This is a genomic window from Bacteroides sedimenti (genome assembly GCF_040365225.1).
GTDB classification, from domain to species: Bacteria; Bacteroidota; Bacteroidia; order Bacteroidales; family Bacteroidaceae; genus Bacteroides; species Bacteroides sedimenti.
The window spans coordinates 1,461,386-1,481,660 of record NZ_AP028055.1; the positions used below are offsets into that span (position 1 = coordinate 1,461,386).

17 protein-coding genes and 1 pseudogene are annotated in these 20,275 nt (G+C 39.0%); 6 read left to right on the top strand and 12 right to left on the bottom strand.

Annotated elements, in window-relative coordinates:
• Positions 1-20 precede the first annotated feature (20 nt).
• Positions 21-290, top strand: a complete 270-nt coding sequence (locus ABWU87_RS05910; protein ID WP_353334424.1) for a leucine-rich repeat protein — start codon at positions 21-23, stop codon at positions 288-290.
• Between the two features lie 143 nt (positions 291-433).
• Here ABWU87_RS05910 and ABWU87_RS05915 read toward each other — a convergent pair whose 3' ends face one another.
• From ABWU87_RS05915 to ABWU87_RS05940, 6 genes are all read right to left on the bottom strand, one after another.
• Positions 434-1,672: an MBL fold metallo-hydrolase gene (locus tag ABWU87_RS05915; protein WP_353334066.1), complete on the bottom strand. Its 1,239-nt coding sequence runs from the start codon at positions 1,670-1,672 to the stop codon at positions 434-436.
• A complete protein-coding gene (locus ABWU87_RS05920; RefSeq protein ID WP_353334067.1) occupies positions 1,663-2,553 on the bottom strand; it encodes a hypothetical protein in 891 nt (296 codons plus the stop codon). The genes ABWU87_RS05915 and ABWU87_RS05920 overlap by 10 nt, the downstream gene beginning before the upstream one ends.
• A gap of 252 nt (positions 2,554-2,805) precedes the next feature.
• A complete protein-coding gene (locus ABWU87_RS05925; protein WP_353334068.1) occupies positions 2,806-2,967 on the bottom strand; it encodes a hypothetical protein in 162 nt (53 codons plus the stop codon).
• Between the two features lie 391 nt (positions 2,968-3,358).
• Positions 3,359-5,911, bottom strand: coding sequence for a C10 family peptidase (locus tag ABWU87_RS05930; RefSeq protein WP_353334069.1), 2,553 nt, complete (start codon positions 5,909-5,911; stop codon positions 3,359-3,361).
• A gap of 176 nt (positions 5,912-6,087) precedes the next feature.
• Positions 6,088-8,685 carry a thiol protease/hemagglutinin PrtT gene (locus ABWU87_RS05935; RefSeq protein ID WP_353334070.1) on the bottom strand — a complete coding sequence of 866 codons (2,598 nt, stop codon included), beginning with the start codon at positions 8,683-8,685 and terminating at the stop codon, positions 6,088-6,090.
• A gap of 752 nt (positions 8,686-9,437) precedes the next feature.
• Positions 9,438-11,057 (bottom strand): ABC-F family ATP-binding cassette domain-containing protein, encoded by a 1,620-nt coding sequence (locus ABWU87_RS05940; RefSeq protein WP_353334071.1) that lies wholly within the window; start codon positions 11,055-11,057, stop codon positions 9,438-9,440.
• Between the two features lie 257 nt (positions 11,058-11,314).
• Between ABWU87_RS05940 and ABWU87_RS05945 the strand changes: the two genes are divergently transcribed.
• A complete protein-coding gene (locus tag ABWU87_RS05945) occupies positions 11,315-11,908 on the top strand; it encodes a nucleotide exchange factor GrpE (protein ID WP_434533909.1) in 594 nt (197 codons plus the stop codon).
• 18 nt (positions 11,909-11,926) lie between these two features.
• Positions 11,927-13,105 (top strand): molecular chaperone DnaJ, encoded by a 1,179-nt coding sequence (gene dnaJ / locus ABWU87_RS05950; protein WP_353334073.1) that lies wholly within the window; start codon positions 11,927-11,929, stop codon positions 13,103-13,105.
• A 294-nt stretch (positions 13,106-13,399) separates the two neighbouring features.
• Here dnaJ and ABWU87_RS05955 read toward each other — a convergent pair whose 3' ends face one another.
• Positions 13,400-13,954: a hypothetical protein gene (locus tag ABWU87_RS05955; RefSeq protein ID WP_353334074.1), complete on the bottom strand. Its 555-nt coding sequence runs from the start codon at positions 13,952-13,954 to the stop codon at positions 13,400-13,402.
• Between the two features lie 461 nt (positions 13,955-14,415).
• Between ABWU87_RS05955 and ABWU87_RS05960 the strand changes: the two genes are divergently transcribed.
• The 3 genes from ABWU87_RS05960 to ABWU87_RS05970 are packed head-to-tail and all read left to right on the top strand — an operon-like array spanning position 14,416 to position 16,174.
• A complete protein-coding gene (locus tag ABWU87_RS05960) occupies positions 14,416-15,480 on the top strand; it encodes a type III polyketide synthase (RefSeq protein ID WP_353334075.1) in 1,065 nt (354 codons plus the stop codon).
• The gene (locus ABWU87_RS05965) at positions 15,470-15,967 is read left to right on the top strand and encodes an isoprenylcysteine carboxyl methyltransferase family protein (RefSeq protein WP_353334076.1); all 498 of its coding nucleotides are present in this window, start codon (positions 15,470-15,472) and stop codon (positions 15,965-15,967) included. The genes ABWU87_RS05960 and ABWU87_RS05965 overlap by 11 nt, the downstream gene beginning before the upstream one ends.
• A gap of 12 nt (positions 15,968-15,979) precedes the next feature.
• Positions 15,980-16,174, top strand: a complete 195-nt coding sequence (locus ABWU87_RS05970) for a family 16 glycosylhydrolase (RefSeq protein ID WP_353334077.1) — start codon at positions 15,980-15,982, stop codon at positions 16,172-16,174.
• 145 nt (positions 16,175-16,319) lie between these two features.
• Here the strand turns inward: ABWU87_RS05970 and ABWU87_RS05975 are convergent, their stop codons facing one another.
• The 5 genes and pseudogenes from ABWU87_RS05975 to ABWU87_RS05995 all read right to left on the bottom strand — a co-directional run bounded on the left by ABWU87_RS05975 (position 16,320) and on the right by ABWU87_RS05995 (position 20,265).
• Positions 16,320-16,820: a GNAT family N-acetyltransferase gene (locus tag ABWU87_RS05975; protein ID WP_353334078.1), complete on the bottom strand. Its 501-nt coding sequence runs from the start codon at positions 16,818-16,820 to the stop codon at positions 16,320-16,322.
• A gap of 14 nt (positions 16,821-16,834) precedes the next feature.
• Positions 16,835-17,881: an ACR3 family arsenite efflux transporter gene (gene arsB / locus ABWU87_RS05980; protein WP_353334079.1), complete on the bottom strand. Its 1,047-nt coding sequence runs from the start codon at positions 17,879-17,881 to the stop codon at positions 16,835-16,837.
• A 20-nt stretch (positions 17,882-17,901) separates the two neighbouring features.
• The gene (arsM, locus tag ABWU87_RS05985; protein WP_353334425.1) at positions 17,902-18,789 is read right to left on the bottom strand and encodes an arsenite methyltransferase; all 888 of its coding nucleotides are present in this window, start codon (positions 18,787-18,789) and stop codon (positions 17,902-17,904) included.
• Positions 18,784-19,197 (bottom strand): annotated as a pseudogene (locus tag ABWU87_RS05990) (arsenate reductase ArsC); the annotation flags it as partial. The gene arsM and the pseudogene ABWU87_RS05990, both read right to left, overlap by 6 nt.
• A gap of 6 nt (positions 19,198-19,203) precedes the next feature.
• Positions 19,204-20,265 carry a permease gene (locus ABWU87_RS05995; protein WP_353334080.1) on the bottom strand — a complete coding sequence of 354 codons (1,062 nt, stop codon included), beginning with the start codon at positions 20,263-20,265 and terminating at the stop codon, positions 19,204-19,206.
• Positions 20,266-20,275 lie beyond the last annotated feature (10 nt).

Here is a 20,275-nt window from a genome sequence, read left to right on the forward strand (position 1 = left end):
CCTTTACCACAGCCACCGAGATTCCAAACTTCACCTTTACCCAGAAGAAGTATCTGATGTCCGTCAACCTACCTCAGAAGCTCCAGGTGATAGGCGAACGCGCTTTTAGCGGATGCATCCACCTCTCGGGCGAACTGCTTATTCCACGCACAGTAACCGCCATTAAGGAAGGCGCCTTCATTGATTGCGACATGCTCTCGAAAGTTATTGTACAAGGCGATAAACTCTCCGTACTGGGCAAGGACCTGTTCCGCGAAACCAGCAAGCAAAAGATTGAGTTTAGGAAATAAGATACAGCTTAACTTATATGAAAAGTGCCCGGAACTGAATTGGTTTGTTCCGAGCACTTTTTTTGTTTTAGGGTGCGATAAACTTATTTCGGAAGAAAACAAGCAGGCTTGTATGTGGTAGATAAATGACGCTTCCAATGCATTTACTCTCTGATTATAATATCTACTCCATTAATACATTCTGAAGCAGTGACAATCCTTGAATTAATATCCGTATAACTTAGAAGCTGCCTGAAATTCTCTGAATTTTCACTGTGAATGGGTATTATTGCCAAACGTGGAGCGGTTAAATTACAGACCTTTATAAGGCACTCCTGCGAAGCATGACCGCTAGTGTGAATTTGCCCAACATTATCAAATTTTGATAAGAGCTCAATGTATTCAGTTTTTTGGTTTCTTCCTTCAGCAATATATCCACTCCACATGGAATAGATTGCCATGCGATCTGATTTTGGAATTCTATCGATGACGAGATCTGTGAATTTTGAATATTTACCTTTATTTTTATTACACCTGATCATCATACAAAAGCCCTTATCAATCATATTCTTAAGCAAGTTTGAATCGGGGAAAACGGATATGTTATCAAACTTATACAAGCCAGAATATGCACCATTGTTGTGAGTAAACACATCCAACACCTCAGCTTGGTAGCTATCGCAAACAAACAGCCTGCCATCGGGATTTGCTTTGTGAAATGTAGCGATGCGATCAATATCCGTGGACGAGCCAAGCACAAACACGTATTTGTGTTTATGCATCAGCTTGCGTGCCATCATCTGAAGATGGCTTTCGGTTGGTACTTTTTCATTGGATCGGGAAAGCATTGTACCTTCGGTAATAAGAAAGTCAACCTGTCCGATATATTTTTTAATGGCCGGAATCAATCCTTCGCCTATGTATCCGTGATCACGAAAGTCACCTGTATGAAGCACTTTCTTGCCGTCTGCCTCTATCAAGAACATATACGAGTCGCAAGCCGAATGACTGACCAAGAAAGGGATTATTGTGATATTTCCTTTGGTTATTTCATTCAATTTATTGAACGTTTTGAGTATCGAAATAGTACATTCTTCTTTACGTAAATACTTTGCCTTGACAGCCATAACCTCTTTTGCCACCGAACCAATGTACTGTTCAACACCTTCAGGAACAAACTCCATTAGCCCAACATGATCTCCATGATAATGCGAGTAGAATATCGCATCAACACCTTTCACAATACGTTCAACAGCTTCGCTATTTGCTAGTGGGTCTGATATATCGCCAGTATTGTCAGGGAGGTTTTGTCCCAAATCAATTAAAATACGACTCGTTGAGGTTGCAATTTCTGTAATGCAACCACCTATCTGGTTTATACCTCTGTGGATTACTATTTGCATTCGGTTACTAAATCAAAATCATTATTTGATATTATGGAATAAGATATGACCGATGTGTTATTGTTCAAGATCTCGATTACTTTATCATCTATAAGTGGATGAACTTTAGAGGCTAGAAAGAATGTTCTGATTGTTTTGAAGTCAGGAAATGAAGGCGATTTGAATAGCCCATTCTTTACTTTCAACATAAAAATAGCATAAAAGAACAATTCGCTGATTATCCCAATTTTTCTATTGCCATCAGCCTTTAGTTCAAAAATCAACAGATTATTTTCTGTATCCATTCCCCATAAATCGACAGCGCTCTTTTTGCCTGTGAATATTATATTCTCATCCGTCACTTCATTTTCAAACAATCCCACAGGAAGCTGTCTATTTATAAAAACCGCATCTGTAAGACTACTTAGTTGCGAGGGGTTATTGCAAATATTCATCTCCAGGCATGCCTCTTTGCTTCTCTCATTCGGTTTGGATTGATTTCTGACTTTATCCGATGCATTTACAATATAAATGCCCCCATTTTCTGAAATGCGCAAGTCGGCAGTCATCTCTTTACAGTTTTCCGCTATCTTACACCAACAATATTCCTTGCAGAATTCTGTCACCCTAAATAAGGATCTCTGATAGTGCCCATTGCTTTCGTCCGGTTTTTCCCATCCAATGATAACAGCTTCGGGGTTAAGCCATCTATACAGCACAATTGCCCATCCTTCGAATGCACCTGCATCATTCTGCATATTTTCGAGCACACCCAATGATGACACAGTCAGGCAACAATTTTTCCCATCAAATTGCATTTGAATCTTACCGGGCAGCTTTATGCTGCTGTTTCCACATCTGATTTTAAGTTGCTTGAGAATAATTGAATTATCAAAAGTCATCTTTCATAGTATTTTCTACAAAGATAAAATTTTATCGGACTGTATCGTTAAATCCTGCTAAAACAGTCAATTTTTGCACAGATAATGAAGTAAAAAGGGAATAACTGTGCAAAAATTGACTATTTTTTAGTCGGATATATTATTCTGTTTGTGGAAAAATGCTGCAAGTAGGAAGTGGATTCGATAAAAGTAATGAAGTATAAAGCACCAGACTCTGTAGTAAACTGGTATCCCTAGTCTATCTCCTCAATTTCATAAGGGCTTAGCAAATTTAACATTGTTGCCTTTGAATCCTTTCAATGTACCATTTGCTTGTATATAAGCGTGCATCTCCCTTTTGTCCATAACCATCTTTTTAAAGATGCCTTTAACATTCTCATCAGTTTTAGCGGACTCGGTTTGTATTTTTTTCATACTTATATAAATTGATTATCAGGCAAATATGAGAAACATTTTATCGAGAAGCAAAGAAAATGGCATAATTTTGCACATATTAAATCAAATATAAAAAATGATTTAACAACTGATATTCAATCACATAAAAGAAATCTCTTAATTAGTTGCATACAGGTAAACAAAACGATAATCAATCGGTTTATTTCACCAGTCTGCCATGTTCACCTCAATTAAAAAGAGTTCAATCAGGATTGGCGAAAAGTGCCCGGAACCAATCCAGTTCCGGGCACTTTTTTATTTTTCAATAACATATCATTATTTTACAATAGATTATCCAGGTTTAATATATCCACTTATAACCTTATCTAGTAAATATTTCACATTAAATATAACAACAATTTTTAAGTGATTATTTCTTAATAAATTTACATGTTTGCATTCCGGTTGCAGTTTCCAACTGGAGAATATACACACCTGCACTCAACCTTTCTACAGGAATAATAATTTCTTCGCTCAATTGAGGATTTATTAATAACATCTGTTTTCCTGAAAGATCCATTATCCTTATTGTTTTTACAACCTCTCCGGATTTGATATAAAGATTATCGATAGCCGGGGTTGGATAAATTAGGAGTTTATTCTGAGGTGTTTGTTCTAAACCTGTATCATAATCAACAAGCGTAAATCCCAACACACCATAAGGTGTTGTAATCAAGTTCTTAAAGCCACTTGTTATTGGATTCCAATAAGAGATAGCAGTTCTATAGGAACCTGGTTCCAAATGTATTTGACCTGTAAAGGTGATTGTTTTCTCTTCGTTTGTTTCTATATACATCTTTTGAAGACCAAAATATGTAAGCGAGTTTGCTCCATCTAACGGATACACAAATGCAACAATATCATCGTCAAAATATCCTCCGGAATTTTTTATATGTGCAGTGAGCACAGCGTTATTCTTGTTGACCTTTGTGTTATCTGGGAAGGATATTTCAGCCGTAAGTGCAAAAGAAGGATCAACAGTAGGTTCAGCCAACACATTTACATTTATAGGATCGGCGATATAGACAACTGATTTCAAATTTGAACGATCATTCGCCGGATCATACATCGCAGATAAATAGTATTGTCCTGGTGCTAATGATATTTCTCCAATTAAATTGTAACTTTTTGTCTCACCTGAAGGAATATTTACAGGTTCGTTACTAACAAACTGAGTAACATCACCATTAGTAACCGATTTTAAATAAATAACCAAGTTGGAATTGTATTCCCCTCCTGCATTCGTAACACTGACATTAAATCGTCCCGTTTTGTTTTGATACAAATTACCGGTAACGGTTAATGAATTTAATGTCAGCTTAGGAAATATATCGGGAGTGGAAAAAGAAACGGTGGATGATGTGATGGATACATTTAAATAATTCGGAGTGCCAACTTTCCCTCTCATGATATAGTAGTCAGATTGACCAGTTGCTTTATATAAACTGTAAAGTTTATAATTGCCATTTGCAATTGAAGCAGGAATAGCTTTGGACGGATATGAAAAATTACTCACTGTATGTGTATAAGAATTAAAAGAAACATTATAACCACTCAGTAGACCTACAATACCGCTTTCATCACATAAAGCCGTACAAAAGACACCATTGAAATTATTGATTCCCCTATTGTGCAATTCGGTAGAAACAGAAAATGGGTCTGTACGATTAACAGAAACGGCAGAGGCAGTTAAAGGCAAATATTCGTATATTTGATAGGATGGTACAGATGAAGCGCTTGGCTTTTGTACTCCGATAACAATGCATTGCTTATTATTATACCCCCCAATAGTTCCACCGCCTGTACCCAAAGAAAGAGGATTAAGTGCAGACAGTTCAAAATAGCCATCGGACAATCCACTCCACCCCCAATTGAAATGGTATAAGCCGTCGCTATCATAACCATCGCAAATAAATGCGTGACCTTTATCCGAGCTTTCTCCAGAAAAAATGACTGGACGTTTAGCATTTAACTCAGTCTTAATAAGATTCACCAATTCTGGCATAGAATAAAAATTTCTTTCATAAATCTGAAGATTAGAATCATAACCAAAATTATTAATCAAAGCCCTAGCTAAATAATGAATGGGTGTAACACTTTCAATGCCATAATTCATGCTTGCGGCTACCCCGGCATGATACATTAATGTGGCTACGGCATTCTTTTGAGCTGCTGTACTTGTACTATTGTATGTTTCAGGCATATTGACCCAATCATAAGTTGTTTGAGAGAAATCAACACTCAAAGGAGTAGTAAACCCTTCTGGTGTATATGTGTTTGATCCTGTTCCACTAACGGGCCATTTATGATATCTCATTATTTGCGCCATCGCGGTAGCACCACATCCTGTAGCGGCTCTTTCAGATGTGGATGTATTAATAATTGGACAAAGATCATTGTAAGGTGCACGCTGATCCCATTTAATTCCACCCAAAAGAGGAGCAACAGATGGGGTATAAGTTGCCTCACGGACGTTTTCATTAAGAGCATTTAACTGAACTGCTGAAGCAATAATTTCTGTATCAGGTTGTTCCATTAAAGCTTGCAGCTCTTGTTTATAACAGTCAAGCCAGTAGACAAAGTTTGGAGGCAGAAAGTTGATGTCAAAACTGCCACCATCAGAATATCCCAGAATATCTTTTGCCCTGTCGTCGCCTGAGACGATGACAAAGCCGTTGTTCTCTCCGATGTTAAACACATAATAATAAACATTACGGTCAGAAGAACGAGTAGCAATGCGATCTGCACAAGTATAGACCAACTTTAAAGTTGCTCCATCAATCGACATTCTTTTAATTGTTCCTTGAAATTTATTACAAAAAGAACTCGCAATACTGAATGCCTCACTGCTTGTTCTTTGCTTTGAATATAGATTTGTAGTAAACAAGAACAAGAGAACAAAGAGTTTTATTATTTTATTCATTTGAATTTCCATATTAAAATGTTACACAGTCAACATCCTATTTTCGAATAGCTTAAAAAAGTAAACAATATAATTGGTTGTTGTTTTTGTATTTTTTAAACTGACTGAATTATAGGAAGACAGATATAAAACACAACTATCGTGAATTGTAATAATTATAGATTAAAACCAACTATTTATTTCTTAATAAATTTACATGTTTGCATTCCGGTTGTTGTTTCCAATTGAATAATATACACCCCCGAAGTGAGTTTTTCTACAGGAATAATAATTTCTCCACTTACTTGAGGATTGATTAATAGGACCTGTTTTCCAGAAAGATCCATAATACTTATTACTTCTACAACTTCATCTGATTGCAGGCATAGCTTATCGGTTACCGGATTCGGGGAAACAACAGGCTTGACCTTGCTCGTTTGTTTTACACTTGTAGGATCATTTACAAGGGTAAACGATAACCAGGAATCTTCATAGGGAGTAAATGGAATCCATTGACTGTCTGTTTCATCCCGATAATATAGGGCAGCAATATAGTTACCAGGATCTAAGTTTAAATAGCCTTTAAAGTCTATTGTTTTTTCTTCATTTTTATCCAAAAAGATTGTTTGAAAGCCAAAATCAGAAATAGACTGACTGCTTGATGGCTGAAAAATGAATGCAATAATTTTGTTATTAAAATAACCACCGACATTTTTAATATTTGCAGTAAGCATTTCATTTCGACTAACCTTGGTTGAGTCGGGTAAAGATATTTTTGAAGTAAGCATAAGAAGCGGTTTTTCAGCAGGTTCAGATAATATGTTTACAATTTTAACAACACCAAAAATTTCTTCTTCTACTGACTTCAAACGATCATTTAATGGGTCATATGATACAACCAAATAGTACTCTCCGGGGGCTAATGATATATTGCCTAACAGATCAAAAGATTTTGTCTCACCAGCAGGAATATTGATTGGATTTATAGAAACTCTTTGAAAAACTTTAATATCTGACTTTAGAAATAACTCGACCCTTATTATAGAATTATATTCACCTCCATTATTCGTAATATTTACATTAAATCTTCCCGTTTTGTTTTGATAAAGATTGCCGGTAACACTTAATGAATTTAATGTAAGCTTAGGTCGTACATCAGGATAATTAATTGAAATTTCTGAAGATGTTATAGTTACATTCAGGTAATTGGGAGTTCCAACTTTTCCTCTCATAATTTGCCAATCGGCCTGGTCATTTGCTTTGTATACAGAATATAACTGGTAATTTCCATAAGCAACCTCAGAAAGTTTAAGCGCATTATAATCAACCTTTGTCCATCCTTCACCTACATGATCATTAATAAGAGCTATAGGTTCCATATTTATTGAAAAACTATCAATAAGCAGAACAAATCCATTTTGATTATATAAAGCTATACCTGTTTTACCAACAAAATTATTAATGCCATTATTAGATATTTGACCAGATACAGAAATAGAACTAATCGCAGATTTTTGGGAAGTTACATTAGTCGAAGAAATTGCAGAAGTAGCAGAATTTGAAGAAACATCTAAAGTTGTGTTTAAACGCACTTGATAAGTTGGTTCAGACGATGAAGATCCAGCCTTTTGAATGCCAGTGGTAACAGATTGATACCAATTAAATCCATCAGCATAGCCAAATGAATAAACATTAAGTGCCGATAATTCATAATACCCATCAGAGACACCACCCCACCCCCAGTTAAAATGGAATAAATTATTGACGTCATAGCCATCACACACAAATGCATGACCATCTTTTGTATTATTCCCTTCGAATATAACCGGACGTTTGACATTTAATTCTTCTTTAAGTTTATCGACCCATTCAGATTTAGAATAATAGTCTCTTTCATATAGCTGCATGTTAGAATCATAACCAAAATGATCTATCATTGCCCTGCCTCTTTTTATTGGATTTGTACGACTTTCTTTATTGTAATCTGTACTTGATGCTACTCCCGCATGATATATTAATGTGGCAACCGCATCATTTTGAATCTGTGTGCTTGAACCGTTTTTTGTATATGTCTCTAACATATTATCCCAATCATACGTTGTTTGAGAAAAATCAACAGATAATGGTTCAGTGAAACCTTTTGGGGTATATGTATTTGAACCAGTTCCGCTTACGGGCCATTTATAATATTTCATAACCTGTGCCATAGCAATAACAACACATCCTGCTGGAGCTCTTTCCGTATCGCCAATGAAAGGACAAAAATTATTAAATGGAAAATCTTGATTCCATTTCATCTTCCCTAATAATGGAGCAACAGATGTAGCATACGTTGCCTCGCGGACGTTTTCATTAAGAGCATTTAATTGAACGGTTGAAGCAATAGCTGCTGTATCAGGCTGCTCCATTAAAGCTCTCAGCTCTTGTTTATAACAGTCAAGCCAGTAGACAAAATTAGGGGGTAGGAAGTTGATGTCAAAACTGCCGCCATCAGAATATCCCAGAATATCTTTTGCCCTATCGTCACCTGAGACGATGACAAAGCCATTGTTCTCTCCAATATTAAATACATAATAATAAACATCCCTGTCAGAAGAACGGGTAACAATGCTATCTGCACAAGTATAGACCAACTTTAAAGCTGCTCCATCGATCGACATTCTTTTAATTGTACTTTGAGACTTATTACAAAAAGAACTCGCAATACTAAAAGCCTCACTACTTGTTCTTTGCTTTGAATATAGATTTGTAGTAAACAAGAACAAGAGAAAAATAAATTGTATTATTTTTTTCATCTGTATTTCTATTTATAAATGCAACATCAGTCTGATATAAGCAATAATATTAAATTAAATACAGCTTTACTTCCTTTCAAATTCCATATATATGAATGGACTGTTTGAATACGAAGGATAAACCGCTAATTCAGAGTTCTTAATTAGGATAAAGTTAACATTCACTTATGCAGGTAATGTTTTTCCTGGAAAGGCATTCTTTGGTTAGCAACTGAGTGATTAAATGAAAATGTTTTAGAAGAATAATTCCATGGAAAAAACAGAGGATAAGTCGTTTCTCATAGATGTGGTCATTTTCAGCAAATAATCTCCTAAAAGTAATATTACGACTATTTCTCAGCATTAGGCTTCAGTCTCTTTACTCTTCAGAGGATAGTAAGATGTCTTCGGTAAATTGTTTGATAATATGTATCCCGAGCCACATATGTGGCCATCAGTGTTTTAAAAACAATCTACTCTGAATCTAAGTTTATTATAACTTGATAATTTAACCTTATTTGAATGTAAGTGCTTAAATTTAAATGAGTTAACTCTGTTAATTTTAAGAATCATCAGTTGAAATATCACTTAAATAGCGATTATATAACCTCATTGTTAAGCATAAGCAGCGAATCGCTGTTGAAACATCAGCCTCCTATTCATGGCAGGATTCATGCAACACCCAGTGTAGACATCTTTAGGTACGGAAATAAAAAACGCCCAGACCATTGAATGACCTGAGCGTTTTTATATTATATCAGTTAATCTTGCAATTACTTGTCGCCGTACATCTTTCTGCGAAGCTCCTTGATGTGGTCGGAAGTGACGTAATCGTCATAATCCATCATCTTATCGATGATTCCGTTCGGAGTAAGCTCTATCACACGGTTGGCCACAGTCTGGATAAACTCGTGGTCATGTGAAGAGAAGAGCACATTTCCCTTGTAAGTCTTCAGGTTGTTGTTGAACGCCTGAATAGATTCCAGGTCAAGGTGATTGGTCGGTGAATCGAGAATCAGACAGTTGGCACTACGCAACTGCATACGTGCAATCATACAACGCATCTTCTCTCCTCCCGAAAGAACACTTACCTTCTTGAGCACCTCTTCGCCCGAGAAAAGCATACGTCCCAGGAAGCTCTTCATGTAGACTTCGTTTCCTTCGCCAAACTGACCAAGCCAGTCCACCAGGTTAAGGTCCGAGTTAAAGAAATCGGTATTATCCAATGGCAGATAAGCGGTGGTAATGGTTACCCCCCAGTCATAATGTCCGGCATCGGCCTTCATGTTTCCGTTGATGATTTCAAAGAAGGCAGTCATAGCACGAGGATCACGTGACAGGAATACAATCTTATCGTCTTTCTCCACATTGAAGTTAACATCGTTGAACAGCACTTCGCCCTCTTCTGTCTTCTTGCTCAAACCAGAGATTTCGAGGATGCGGTTACCCGGTTCACGTTCGGGAGTGAAAATGATTCCCGGATACTTACGTGAAGATGGTTTGATTTCGTCTACATTAAGCTTCTCGAGCATCTTCTTACGACTGGTAGTCTGCTTACTTTTTGCCACATTGGCACTAAAGCGGCGGATAAACTCTTCCAGCTCTTTTTTCTTTTCATCAGCTTTTGCTTTCTGGTTCTGCTGCTGACGGAGAGCCAGCTGGCTTGATTCGTACCAGAAACTATAGTTACCGGCAAAGAGGTTAATCTTGCCATAGTCAATATCTACTGTATGCGTACATACCGAGTCGAGGAAGTGACGGTCGTGGCTTACCACAAGCACAGTATGTTCAAAGTTGGAAAGATACTCCTCCAGCCATGTCACGGTTTCCATGTCCAGGTCATTGGTAGGCTCATCGAGCAGCAGGTTGTCCGGATTACCGTAAAGCGCCTGTGCCAACAGCACACGTACCTTTTCCTTACCGCTTAAATCGCCCATCAGGGTGTAGTGTTTATCCTCCTTCACGCCAAGTCCGCTCAGCAGCATTGCCGCGTTGCTTTCAGCGTTCCATCCGTCGAGCTCTGCAAATTTCTCTTCCAGCTCGGATACTTTCAATCCGTCCTCGTCGGTGAAATCTTCTTTTGCATAAAGAACCTCCCGCTGTCTCATAATGTCCCAAAGAACGGTATGCCCCATCATTACGGTATCCATTACGGAATATGCATCCCACTTAAAGTGGTCCTGACTCAATACGGACAGACGCTCGCCCGGACCTAACGCAATAGAACCGGTTGTGGGGTCCAGATCCCCGTATATCGTACGAAGGAAAGTAGATTTACCTGCTCCGTTGGCACCGATAATACCATAGCAGTTACCATTCGTAAACTTGAGGTTTACGTCATTGAACAAAACTCTCTTACCAAACTGAACTGAAACGTTCGAAACTGTAATCATTCTATATTGTCTTTTATACCTTGTTTATTAAACGGGCACAAAGGTAGTCATTTAAAATGAATTATTTCGCCAATCTGTCAGATTGTTAACTCTCAGTTAGCCATTATTCACTAAAAAGCAGTACTTTTGCACAAAATTTTGTCCGGACTGTTATCTTGGCAAAGAATTTGTAGTCCTTTTTGCGAACCACACCCTCTTAAAAACGAAGTATGGTAAAATCATTTTGGAATAACAGGAAAAATAAAAAGACAACATATATGGATCCAAAGAAAAAAGAAACGATTAAAGAAGAAGAATTAGTAGAAAGCACTCAGCAAACGGAAGCGGCTCAGGAAACAGAGGCTCCTCAGCAGGAAACTCCGGCTCAGGAAGAAGAGCTAACACCAGAACAGGCGCTGGCAAAGCAACTGGAAGAGGCGAATGCAACAATCGAAGACCAGAAGGACAAATATTTGCGTCTGTCTGCCGAATTCGACAACTACCGCAAACGCACCATGAAGGAAAAAGCCGAGCTGATTAAGAACGGTGGCGAAAAGAGCATTAGCAGTATCCTTCCTATAATCGATGATTTGGAGAGAGCTTTGAAGATGATGGAAACAGCTGAAGATGTTGTTGCAGTACGCGAAGGTGTGGTACTTATCTTCAACAAGTTTATGGGGATCATGGGACAAAACGGCGTACAGATGATTGAAACTGCCGAATGTGAATTTGATACCGATTTCCACGAAGCAATTGCCACAATCCCAGCTCCGACTGAAGAGCTGAAAGGAAAGATTCTGGATTGCGTTCAGACCGGATATACACTTAACGGAAAAGTAATTCGTCATGCCAAGGTTGTAGTAGGCGAATAATTTAAAGGATAACAAACAATGGCTAAAAGAGATTACTATGAAGTGCTGGGGGTAGAGAAATCTGCCACAGTGGATCAGATTAAAAAAGCATATCGTAAAAAAGCAATTCAATATCACCCCGACAAGAACCCGGGGAATAAAGAGGCGGAAGAGAAATTCAAGGAAGCGGCAGAAGCGTATGACGTGCTGAGCAACCAAGATAAGCGCGCTCGTTACGACCAGTTTGGCCACGCCGGCATGAGCGGAGCGGCAGGCAACGGCGGACCGTTTGGCGGTGGCTTTGGTGGCGGAGGCATGTCAATGGACGACATCTTCTCCATGTTTGGTGATATATTTGGCGGTCACAGCGGAGGAGGCTTTGGCGGATTCGGCGGTTTTGGCGGCGGAGGCGGTCAGCAACAGAGACGTTTCCGAGGTTCGGACCTTCGCGTAAAGGTAAAGCTCAACCTGAAAGAGATCTCAACCGGAGTAGAAAAGAAATTCAAACTGAAGAAATACGTTGTCTGTTCGCACTGTAGCGGTACAGGAGCCGAAGGCAACAGCGGTTCGGAAACCTGTTCTACCTGTAAAGGTTCGGGTTCGGTAATCCGTAACCAGCAAACTATCCTGGGAACCATGCAGACCCGCGTCACTTGTCCTACCTGTGGTGGAGAAGGAAAGATTATCAAGGATAAATGTAAGGTATGCGCCGGTGAGGGTATTACATACGGTGAAGAGCTGGTAAGTGTAAACATCCCCGCGGGTGTCGCCGAAGGAATGCAGCTCTCCATGAGCGGGAAAGGAAATGCCGGAAAGCACAACGGTGTGCCGGGCGATCTGCTTATCCAAGTGGAGGAAGAACAACATCCCGACTTGGTTCGTGATGAGAACGATCTTATCTACAACCTGCTGCTAAGCTTTCCAACCGCAGCATTGGGTGGAGCAGTAGAGATCCCAACAATCGACAGTCGGGTGAAGGTAAAGATTGAACCGGGCACTCAACCGGGCAAGGTGCTTCGCCTGCGTGGCAAAGGTCTACCAAGCGTAAACGGATACGGCACAGGTGATCTGTTGGTAAACGTAAGTATCTACGTACCCGAGTCACTCAACAAAGAAGAAAAGAGTGTTCTTGAAAAACTGGAGACTTCGGACAGCTTTAAGCCGAATAATAGCGTGAAGGAGAAGATATTCCGCAAATTCAAGAGTTTCTTTGACTGATTTGTGTAGTTCTTTACATCATATAGAATAAAAGAGGCTCATCCTAAAAAGGTATAGCTTTTATTGTGTAGAGCTAAAATTTTCAGTTCAAAGAACTTTTGATCTCTACATCCGTATGCTTGCCTTCTATCATTTTGATTTTATTATTGCTGCCTCTCAGTAATACTGCTAATAAGCTGGAATTCTCAATGTATTTGAATAACCAAAACAAATATATTATGAACTCCAGCTTATTTTATGTGCTAACTATCCATTCCTAATATAAAGCAAATTATAAAAGATTTTCGTTCCTTCCTATTTTGTATCCCCATGATAGTTAAAAGATATACTTCTTACTACATTGTCTTTTACAAGTGTGAGGCGGATATGTTGCTCTACACTATTCTTATCATGATAGTATTTAATCATCTCTTTATTCCCAACTACAGTCCAGTCTTTGTATTTGCTTTTTGAAAGTGATTCTAAAACATAGGGAGGTATTTCTATATTAGTAGACTCCTCTCGAGTTGAAATAAGATCTCCTTTTGCAGAATAGACTGCAGACAATATGCCTTTAGCAGTTTTCATAGAAACTCTATAAAAATCGGGTTTAACATCGGATGCAGCTTTATCATATACCCATCCATATTCATGTAACGCATAAGGGAACTTGGTCCATGTAGCTGGATTTTCCATTTTAAAGTCAACTTTCATTGCCGCCCTGACAGAAAGAGGAACTTGTTCATTTTTAAGTTCAAAACCTGATTCAGGTATTGCTTCGTCATTTGGATTATAATCATGGTCCACTTGTGCAACTGAAGGAAGCATAAAAGCCATTAAGGCTAGGCATGTAAATAATAATTTTTTCATAATCAATGAGATTTAATTGATAACTAATAAATATAAAACAGACATATAGTAAATAACAAATAAGATGCCTTTTATTCTATTGCATCAGCTTTATTTTAATATAAATTGCACATTATCTGCTATTTAACCAAAAATAAAGCTTTCAAGATTAATTAATGTATATCTTAATATATCAGAAGAATATTTGTCATAGAAATCATATAAAATATTTAAGATACTTTATTTATTATGTGTTAACATTTGTTTGTATTTTATAGCATGATGGATTCTTTAAAATAAAATCATGAATTGCAAATGTTTAAATTAAAAAGATGAAATATGAATGATAAAAAAACACTTTTCTATAAAAAACTATACTTGGAGTCGCTGAACATATTTAAAGCAAGAATGTTAATTATATTGTATCTCAGCGACTTTTCGTCTTTGCAGGTGTTTAATGTAACATTATTAATTATGATGCTATGCCTTCATTAGCAGCGATATCAAAAATTGATTTTCCTTTCAAAATAGATCAGAAGGAAGTGAAGAAATATGCCAAAGATTTTTTTGCACCTTCTTTTCCGCAAGTTGAAAGTATGTTGAGTGCATTTGATAATACCGAAATAGTAACAAGAAATTTTTGCAAATCACTGGATTACTATTCAACCCTACATACTTTTCAGGATCAAAATGTAGAATATATAAGGATATCTCTTGAATATTCAGTCAGAGCAATAGAGGAGTGTATTTCTACTGCGCAAATTAATAAGGATGATATAACTGATATAATTTTTATTTCCACAACAGGACTTTCTACACCAAGCTTAGATGCACTTATCATTAATAAAATGAGATTGAACAAAAACATCAACCGTATGGCTATTTTTGGTTTAGGTTGTGGAGGAGGAGTTGCTGGTTACTCAAAAGCATGTATTTTGGCTAAAGCGAATCCGGAAGCAGTGGTTCTACTAGTAGCTGTGGAGTTGTGTTCATTGACTTTCTTACGCAATGATTTTAGTATGAGTAACTTTATAGGTACAACTTTATTTTCTGATGGTATAGCCGCCTGTCTGATTGTTGGAGATCATTATGTAAACAACACCAAAAATGAAATAACATTTCTGGCAAGTCAAAGCAAGTTGTATTATGATTCACTTGATGTAATGGGATGGAATTTTGTTGATGAAGGATTTAAAGTTTTGTTTTCATCAGACATTCCATCTATTATTGCAAAAAATGTAAATAACGATATTACTTCATTCTTAGATAGAAATCATTTAAAAATTTCAGATGTAAAGAATTTTATATTCCATCCAGGCGGTAAAAAAGTCATAACTGCTTATGAAGAAGCTCTATCGGTAGAGGGTGATTTTCTTAAAAATACAAGAGAGGTGATGAATGAGAATGGCAATATGTCTAGTCCCACAGTTTTATATGTTCTGGAGAGGTTTCTTACTCAAGGTTTTGAGGATGGTTACGGATTGATGTCTTCAATGGGACCTGGCTTTTCTTGTGAGATGGTTTTGCTCCAAATGAATGAAAAATAACATGACTTTCATCCTTTTAATATCATTAATAATTCTGTTACGAATTGGAGAATTAATTCTATCCAAAAGGAATGAAAAATGGTTGTTACAAAATGGTGCAATTGAATATGGGCAAAAACATTATCCGTTGATAGTAGCACTTCATGTTTTATTTATCATTTCGTTAATAATTGAATATTCAATAAAACGGACTGTGCCTTACAACTCTTTTTTACTCGTTTCATATATTTCACTTCTTGTATTTAAAACTTGGGTCATTTTATCGTTAGGTAAATTCTGGAACACAAAAATTTATCGCATCCGCAATTATCCATTAATAAAAAAAGGGTTATACAGGTATTTTAAACATCCTAATTATATGATTGTGGTTATTGAAATAGCTGTTATACCTTTAATTTTTCATTTGTATTTTACTGCGGCCATTTTTACCCTATTTAATGCTATTATGTTGTCAGTAAGAATTAAAGAAGAAAATAAAGTATTGTAGGTAATCCTGACTGTGAGAGACATTAAGCACCCATACACCACCGCCGAAACGCACCTTATGGGTGGCGTGAAATCGGTCGACAAATTCAACTTTAAATATGGAAAGATAGAGGTGAGAGCCAAATTCACCAACGGGCAAGAATCCTGGCCAACCATCTGGATGATGACCGAAGATGAAACCGGCGAGGTGTGGTCGCAGAAACTATAATCAGATGCATCGGTTCCCGAACCGCTCTTTTCCGGTCGGGACAGAACAAATAATAGAGGGGGGGGAGCAATCAATTTCTGCATGGAATAATTGCTACTCCCCCTTTATCGATCAGCCGATATAAACATGCTACGAATTAAACAAATCAGTCAACGCCCACCACTTTACTTCGTCGTTCCAATATTGCAACATCACGCCATGTATCGCTCATCTTGCCAATGCGTTCTTTAAGCCCGATTGTCCTGAATCCATGTTTATGATGCAGCTTCAGACTTCCTATATTCTCGGGGAATATTCCCGCTTGCAATGTCCAGATTCCATTTGATTCAGACTCTTGTATCAATGCCCCCATTAACTTATCTCCTACTCCTTTTCTGCGGAATGTTGAATCAACATAAATACTAACTTCAGCAACTCCCGAGTAGACACATCTGCTGGAAACGTTTGACAATGCAACCCAGCCAATTATTTCATCATCAACCTTTGCGATTAATCTACAATCTTTGCGATGTGCATTATTCCAGGAATCCCAATCTGGTGCTTTGGTCTGGAATGTTGCGTTATTAGTAGCAATTCCTGATTCATAAATTCGTACAACGTCAGACCATGCACGATATGTCATTTGCTCTATTTTGATTTCACTCATAAGTTAGTTGGGCATTAATCATGTTTCATTTTAGCTTGTTGCCTCAATGCAAACTTAACCAGAAGGATAAGAACCGGGACCTCAATCAGCGGACCAATAACGGCAGCGAAAGCCACTCCCGAGTTGATTCCGAACACCGCAATGGCAACAGCTATCGCCAGTTCAAAGTTGTTTCCTGTTGCTGTGAAAGCTACCGAAGTGGTTTTCTCATAATCGGCTCCTGACTTTTTTGTTATCCAGAACGAGAAAAAGAACATGATGCCAAAATAGGCTATCAAGGGAAGCGCAATGAGTAGAACATCAAATGGCAGCTTCACGATGTATTCTCCTTTGTACGAAAACATCACAATAATGGTGAACAGTAAAGCAATAAGTGTCAACGGACTTATTCTGGGGATGAATTTAGTATAGTACCATTCATTGCTTTTCACCCGTATCAGAATGTATCTGGATAAGAATCCGGCAATGAAAGGTATTCCCAGATAGATAAACACACTGTGGGCAATTTCCCCGATAGTTATATTCTCAACCGCATTGGTTGTGGGAAGCCCGAACCATCCCGGAAGCACAGCAATAAACACATACGCATAGAGTGAGAAGAACAATACCTGGAATATGCTGTTAAGCGCAACCAGACCGGCCGCATACTCGGAGTTTCCTTTTGCAAGATAATTCCACACCAGCACCATGGCAATGCAACGCGCCAGGCCAATCATGATGATTCCGTACATGTATTCGGGATAATGCTGAAGAAACACGATTCCCAGAATGAACATCAGGATAGGTCCGACAACCCAGTTCAGCAGCAGAGAGATGGAAAGTATCTTCTTATTGGAAAAGACTTTACCCAACTCCTCGTACTTTACCTTTGCCAAAGGAGGATACATCATAACAATCAACCCAATGGCCAGCGGAATATTGGTAGTGCCCGATTCGAACTGATGCCAGAAATCGGCAATTCCCGGATTCATATATCCGATAAAGACACCGATAAACATAGCCAGGAAAATCCACAGAGTAAGATACCGGTCGAGAAACTTAAGCTTTACATTAGATGACATATAATAATTCAGTTTTTGATTTAACATTCACATTTACAGTTACAACCCATCGGTTTATCGGCATATACCGTGATGCTGAAGATGCCTTTTCCTGAGTTTTTATAATCGGCAAGCTCTTGCAGGCTCAGATAGTTCAGCAGGATTTCATCCGGAACCGTTATCACCTTCTCCTGTTGAATCATAATATTCATCAGTCCGCTGTCACTCATTATTTTCAGATATTCATCCTTCTGAATGGCTCCTGACACACAACCGGCATACATTTCGTTTGCCTGTTTTATATTGTCGGGCAATTCGCCTTCCAGCACAACATCGGATACCGACAGGTGTGCCCCCGGCTTCAGAATCCTGAAAATCTCGCTGAATGCTTTCTGCTTATCGGGAACCAGATTCAACACACAGTTGCTTACCACCACATCGGCTACATTTTCATCAAGAGGAATATTTTCAATATCCCCCAAAAGGAAATCAACATTGCTATAGTTACGTTTTGCGGCATTTGCTTTCGCTTTCTCTATCATCGCCTCGGTCATGTCAATGCCTATCACCTTTCCGCTTTCGCCAACAATGGCTCTTGCCACAAAACAATCATTGCCGGCACCTGAACCCAAATCCACTACCGTATCACCCTCCTTCATCTTGGCATATTCGGTAGGCAATCCACACCCTAATCCAAGGTCGGCCTCGGGCACATACCCTTCTATCGTTTCGTAGCTATCGCTGAATACAGAGTACTCGCCCGAAGAACAACAGGCGGTGCCGCAACAGGACGATTTACCAGATGAGCTTTCCTGCAAAGCAATCTGGCTGTACTTCTCCTTTACAACCTCTTTAGCATCTTTTTTTGAATCCGAAAAAACAGGTTTATCGCCAGCGTTATCCGGTTGTAGAGTCTCTTTTTCTTTCAGATTCCGGAGATAAAAGTCGTAGAACTGTTCCTTTATCTCATCCCTTACCCTACGGAATTCACTCCATATAAAGTTGTCGGTTCCTGTAGCATGAGACGGGTCATCAAACCCGATATGTATTCTGTGTTTCACCTTTCCGGTGAATACCGGGCAGCTTTCATTCGCTCCACCGCATACCGTGATTACGTAATCCCACTCCTCATTCAGATAGCGTTCCACGCTTTTGGGGAAATGACTGCTGATGTCGACCCCAGCTTCGGCCATCGCCGCTACCGCTTTTGAGTTTACTCTGGATGCCGGTTCCGTTCCTGCGGAATGTACCTCGAGGGAAGGGTCGAACGACTGAAGCCAGCCGTGCGCCATCTGACTGCGGCAACTGTTGCCGGTACACAATATCAATACTTTCATAAATAGTTAAAATATCAGATTAAACAAAAAACCTACAATCATTATCCCTATGGATACCACCCCTACAAAGGTGAGTATCAGCGGCAGCTTGAGCACCTTCTTGAGGATAATCATTTCCGGGAGCGAGAGTCCCACCACTGCCATCATAAATGCCAGCGAGGTGCCCAGGGCAGCTCCTTTTTCTATCAGTACGGATACAATCGGGATTATTCCCGCTGCATTAGAATAGAGAGGCACCCCGATAAGTACGGAAAGAGGCACGCTGAACCACGCCGATTTGCCCATCAGCGAAGCCATGAAATCCTCGGGCACATAACCGTGCGCTCCTGCCCCAACGGCAATTCCTATCACAACATATATCCACACCTTTCCCACAATCTCCTTCACGGCATTAAAGCCAAAGCGGATTCGGTCGGAGAACGTCAGTCCGTTTTCACCACTTCCTGCGTCACCAATGCGGGTCTGATAAACCCAGTCCTGCACCCAGTGCTCAAGCTTCAGCTTCCCGATAACCCATCCGGCAATGATTGCAATGATAAGACCGGTAACTACATAAATCAAAGCCGTTTTCCAGCCAAACAGTCCTAACAGAAGCACTATCGCCACTTCGTTAATCATCGGTGCGGCAATAAGGAAAGAGAAGGTTACTCCAAGCGGAACCCCTGATTCTACAAACCCCAGGAAGAGCGGAATGGCAGAGCACGAACAGAAAGGCGTAACAATGCCCAGCATGGATGCCAACACATTGCCTGCGAAGGTGGATTTGCCTTCGAGCATCTTCCGTGTGTGCTCGGCCGAGAAGTAGGTACGGATAATGCCTACGAAAAAGATAATGAGCGTAAGCAGCATCAACACCTTCGGCACTTCGAAGATAAAGAAGCGGAGAGCCTCTGTGAGGTGTGCCCCCTTCTGCATCCCAATTACCGAATCTATTATCCAGTCGGCAATTGCCTGAAGATTATGATAAAGTAGATACCAGGCAGGGAGTAGTGCAAGAAGTCCGATTAGATTCTTACTCCTCCCCCCTGCGGCTATTGTAAAAACTTGGTTGAAAATATTTCTTTTCATACTTTTGTCT

Excerpts from the sequence above, each read along its gene's own strand:
- ABWU87_RS05915 (WP_353334066.1), bottom strand. The coding sequence starts at position 1,672 with ATGCAAATAGTAATCCACAGAGGTATAAACCAGATAGGTGGTTGCATT.
- ABWU87_RS05920 (WP_353334067.1), bottom strand. The coding sequence starts at position 2,553 with ATGACTTTTGATAATTCAATTATTCTCAAGCAACTTAAAATCAGATGT.
- ABWU87_RS05925 (WP_353334068.1), bottom strand. The coding sequence starts at position 2,967 with ATGAAAAAAATACAAACCGAGTCCGCTAAAACTGATGAGAATGTTAAA.
- ABWU87_RS05930 (WP_353334069.1), bottom strand. The coding sequence starts at position 5,911 with ATGAATAAAATAATAAAACTCTTTGTTCTCTTGTTCTTGTTTACTACA.
- ABWU87_RS05935 (WP_353334070.1), bottom strand. The coding sequence starts at position 8,685 with ATGAAAAAAATAATACAATTTATTTTTCTCTTGTTCTTGTTTACTACA.
- ABWU87_RS05940 (WP_353334071.1), bottom strand. The coding sequence starts at position 11,057 with ATGATTACAGTTTCGAACGTTTCAGTTCAGTTTGGTAAGAGAGTTTTG.
- ABWU87_RS05945 (WP_434533909.1), top strand. The coding sequence starts at position 11,315 with ATGGATCCAAAGAAAAAAGAAACGATTAAAGAAGAAGAATTAGTAGAA.
- dnaJ (WP_353334073.1), top strand. The coding sequence starts at position 11,927 with ATGGCTAAAAGAGATTACTATGAAGTGCTGGGGGTAGAGAAATCTGCC.
- ABWU87_RS05955 (WP_353334074.1), bottom strand. The coding sequence starts at position 13,954 with ATGAAAAAATTATTATTTACATGCCTAGCCTTAATGGCTTTTATGCTT.
- ABWU87_RS05960 (WP_353334075.1), top strand. The coding sequence starts at position 14,416 with ATGCCTTCATTAGCAGCGATATCAAAAATTGATTTTCCTTTCAAAATA.
- ABWU87_RS05965 (WP_353334076.1), top strand. The coding sequence starts at position 15,470 with ATGAAAAATAACATGACTTTCATCCTTTTAATATCATTAATAATTCTG.
- ABWU87_RS05975 (WP_353334078.1), bottom strand. The coding sequence starts at position 16,820 with ATGAGTGAAATCAAAATAGAGCAAATGACATATCGTGCATGGTCTGAC.
- arsB (WP_353334079.1), bottom strand. The coding sequence starts at position 17,881 with ATGTCATCTAATGTAAAGCTTAAGTTTCTCGACCGGTATCTTACTCTG.
- ABWU87_RS05995 (WP_353334080.1), bottom strand. The coding sequence starts at position 20,265 with ATGAAAAGAAATATTTTCAACCAAGTTTTTACAATAGCCGCAGGGGGG.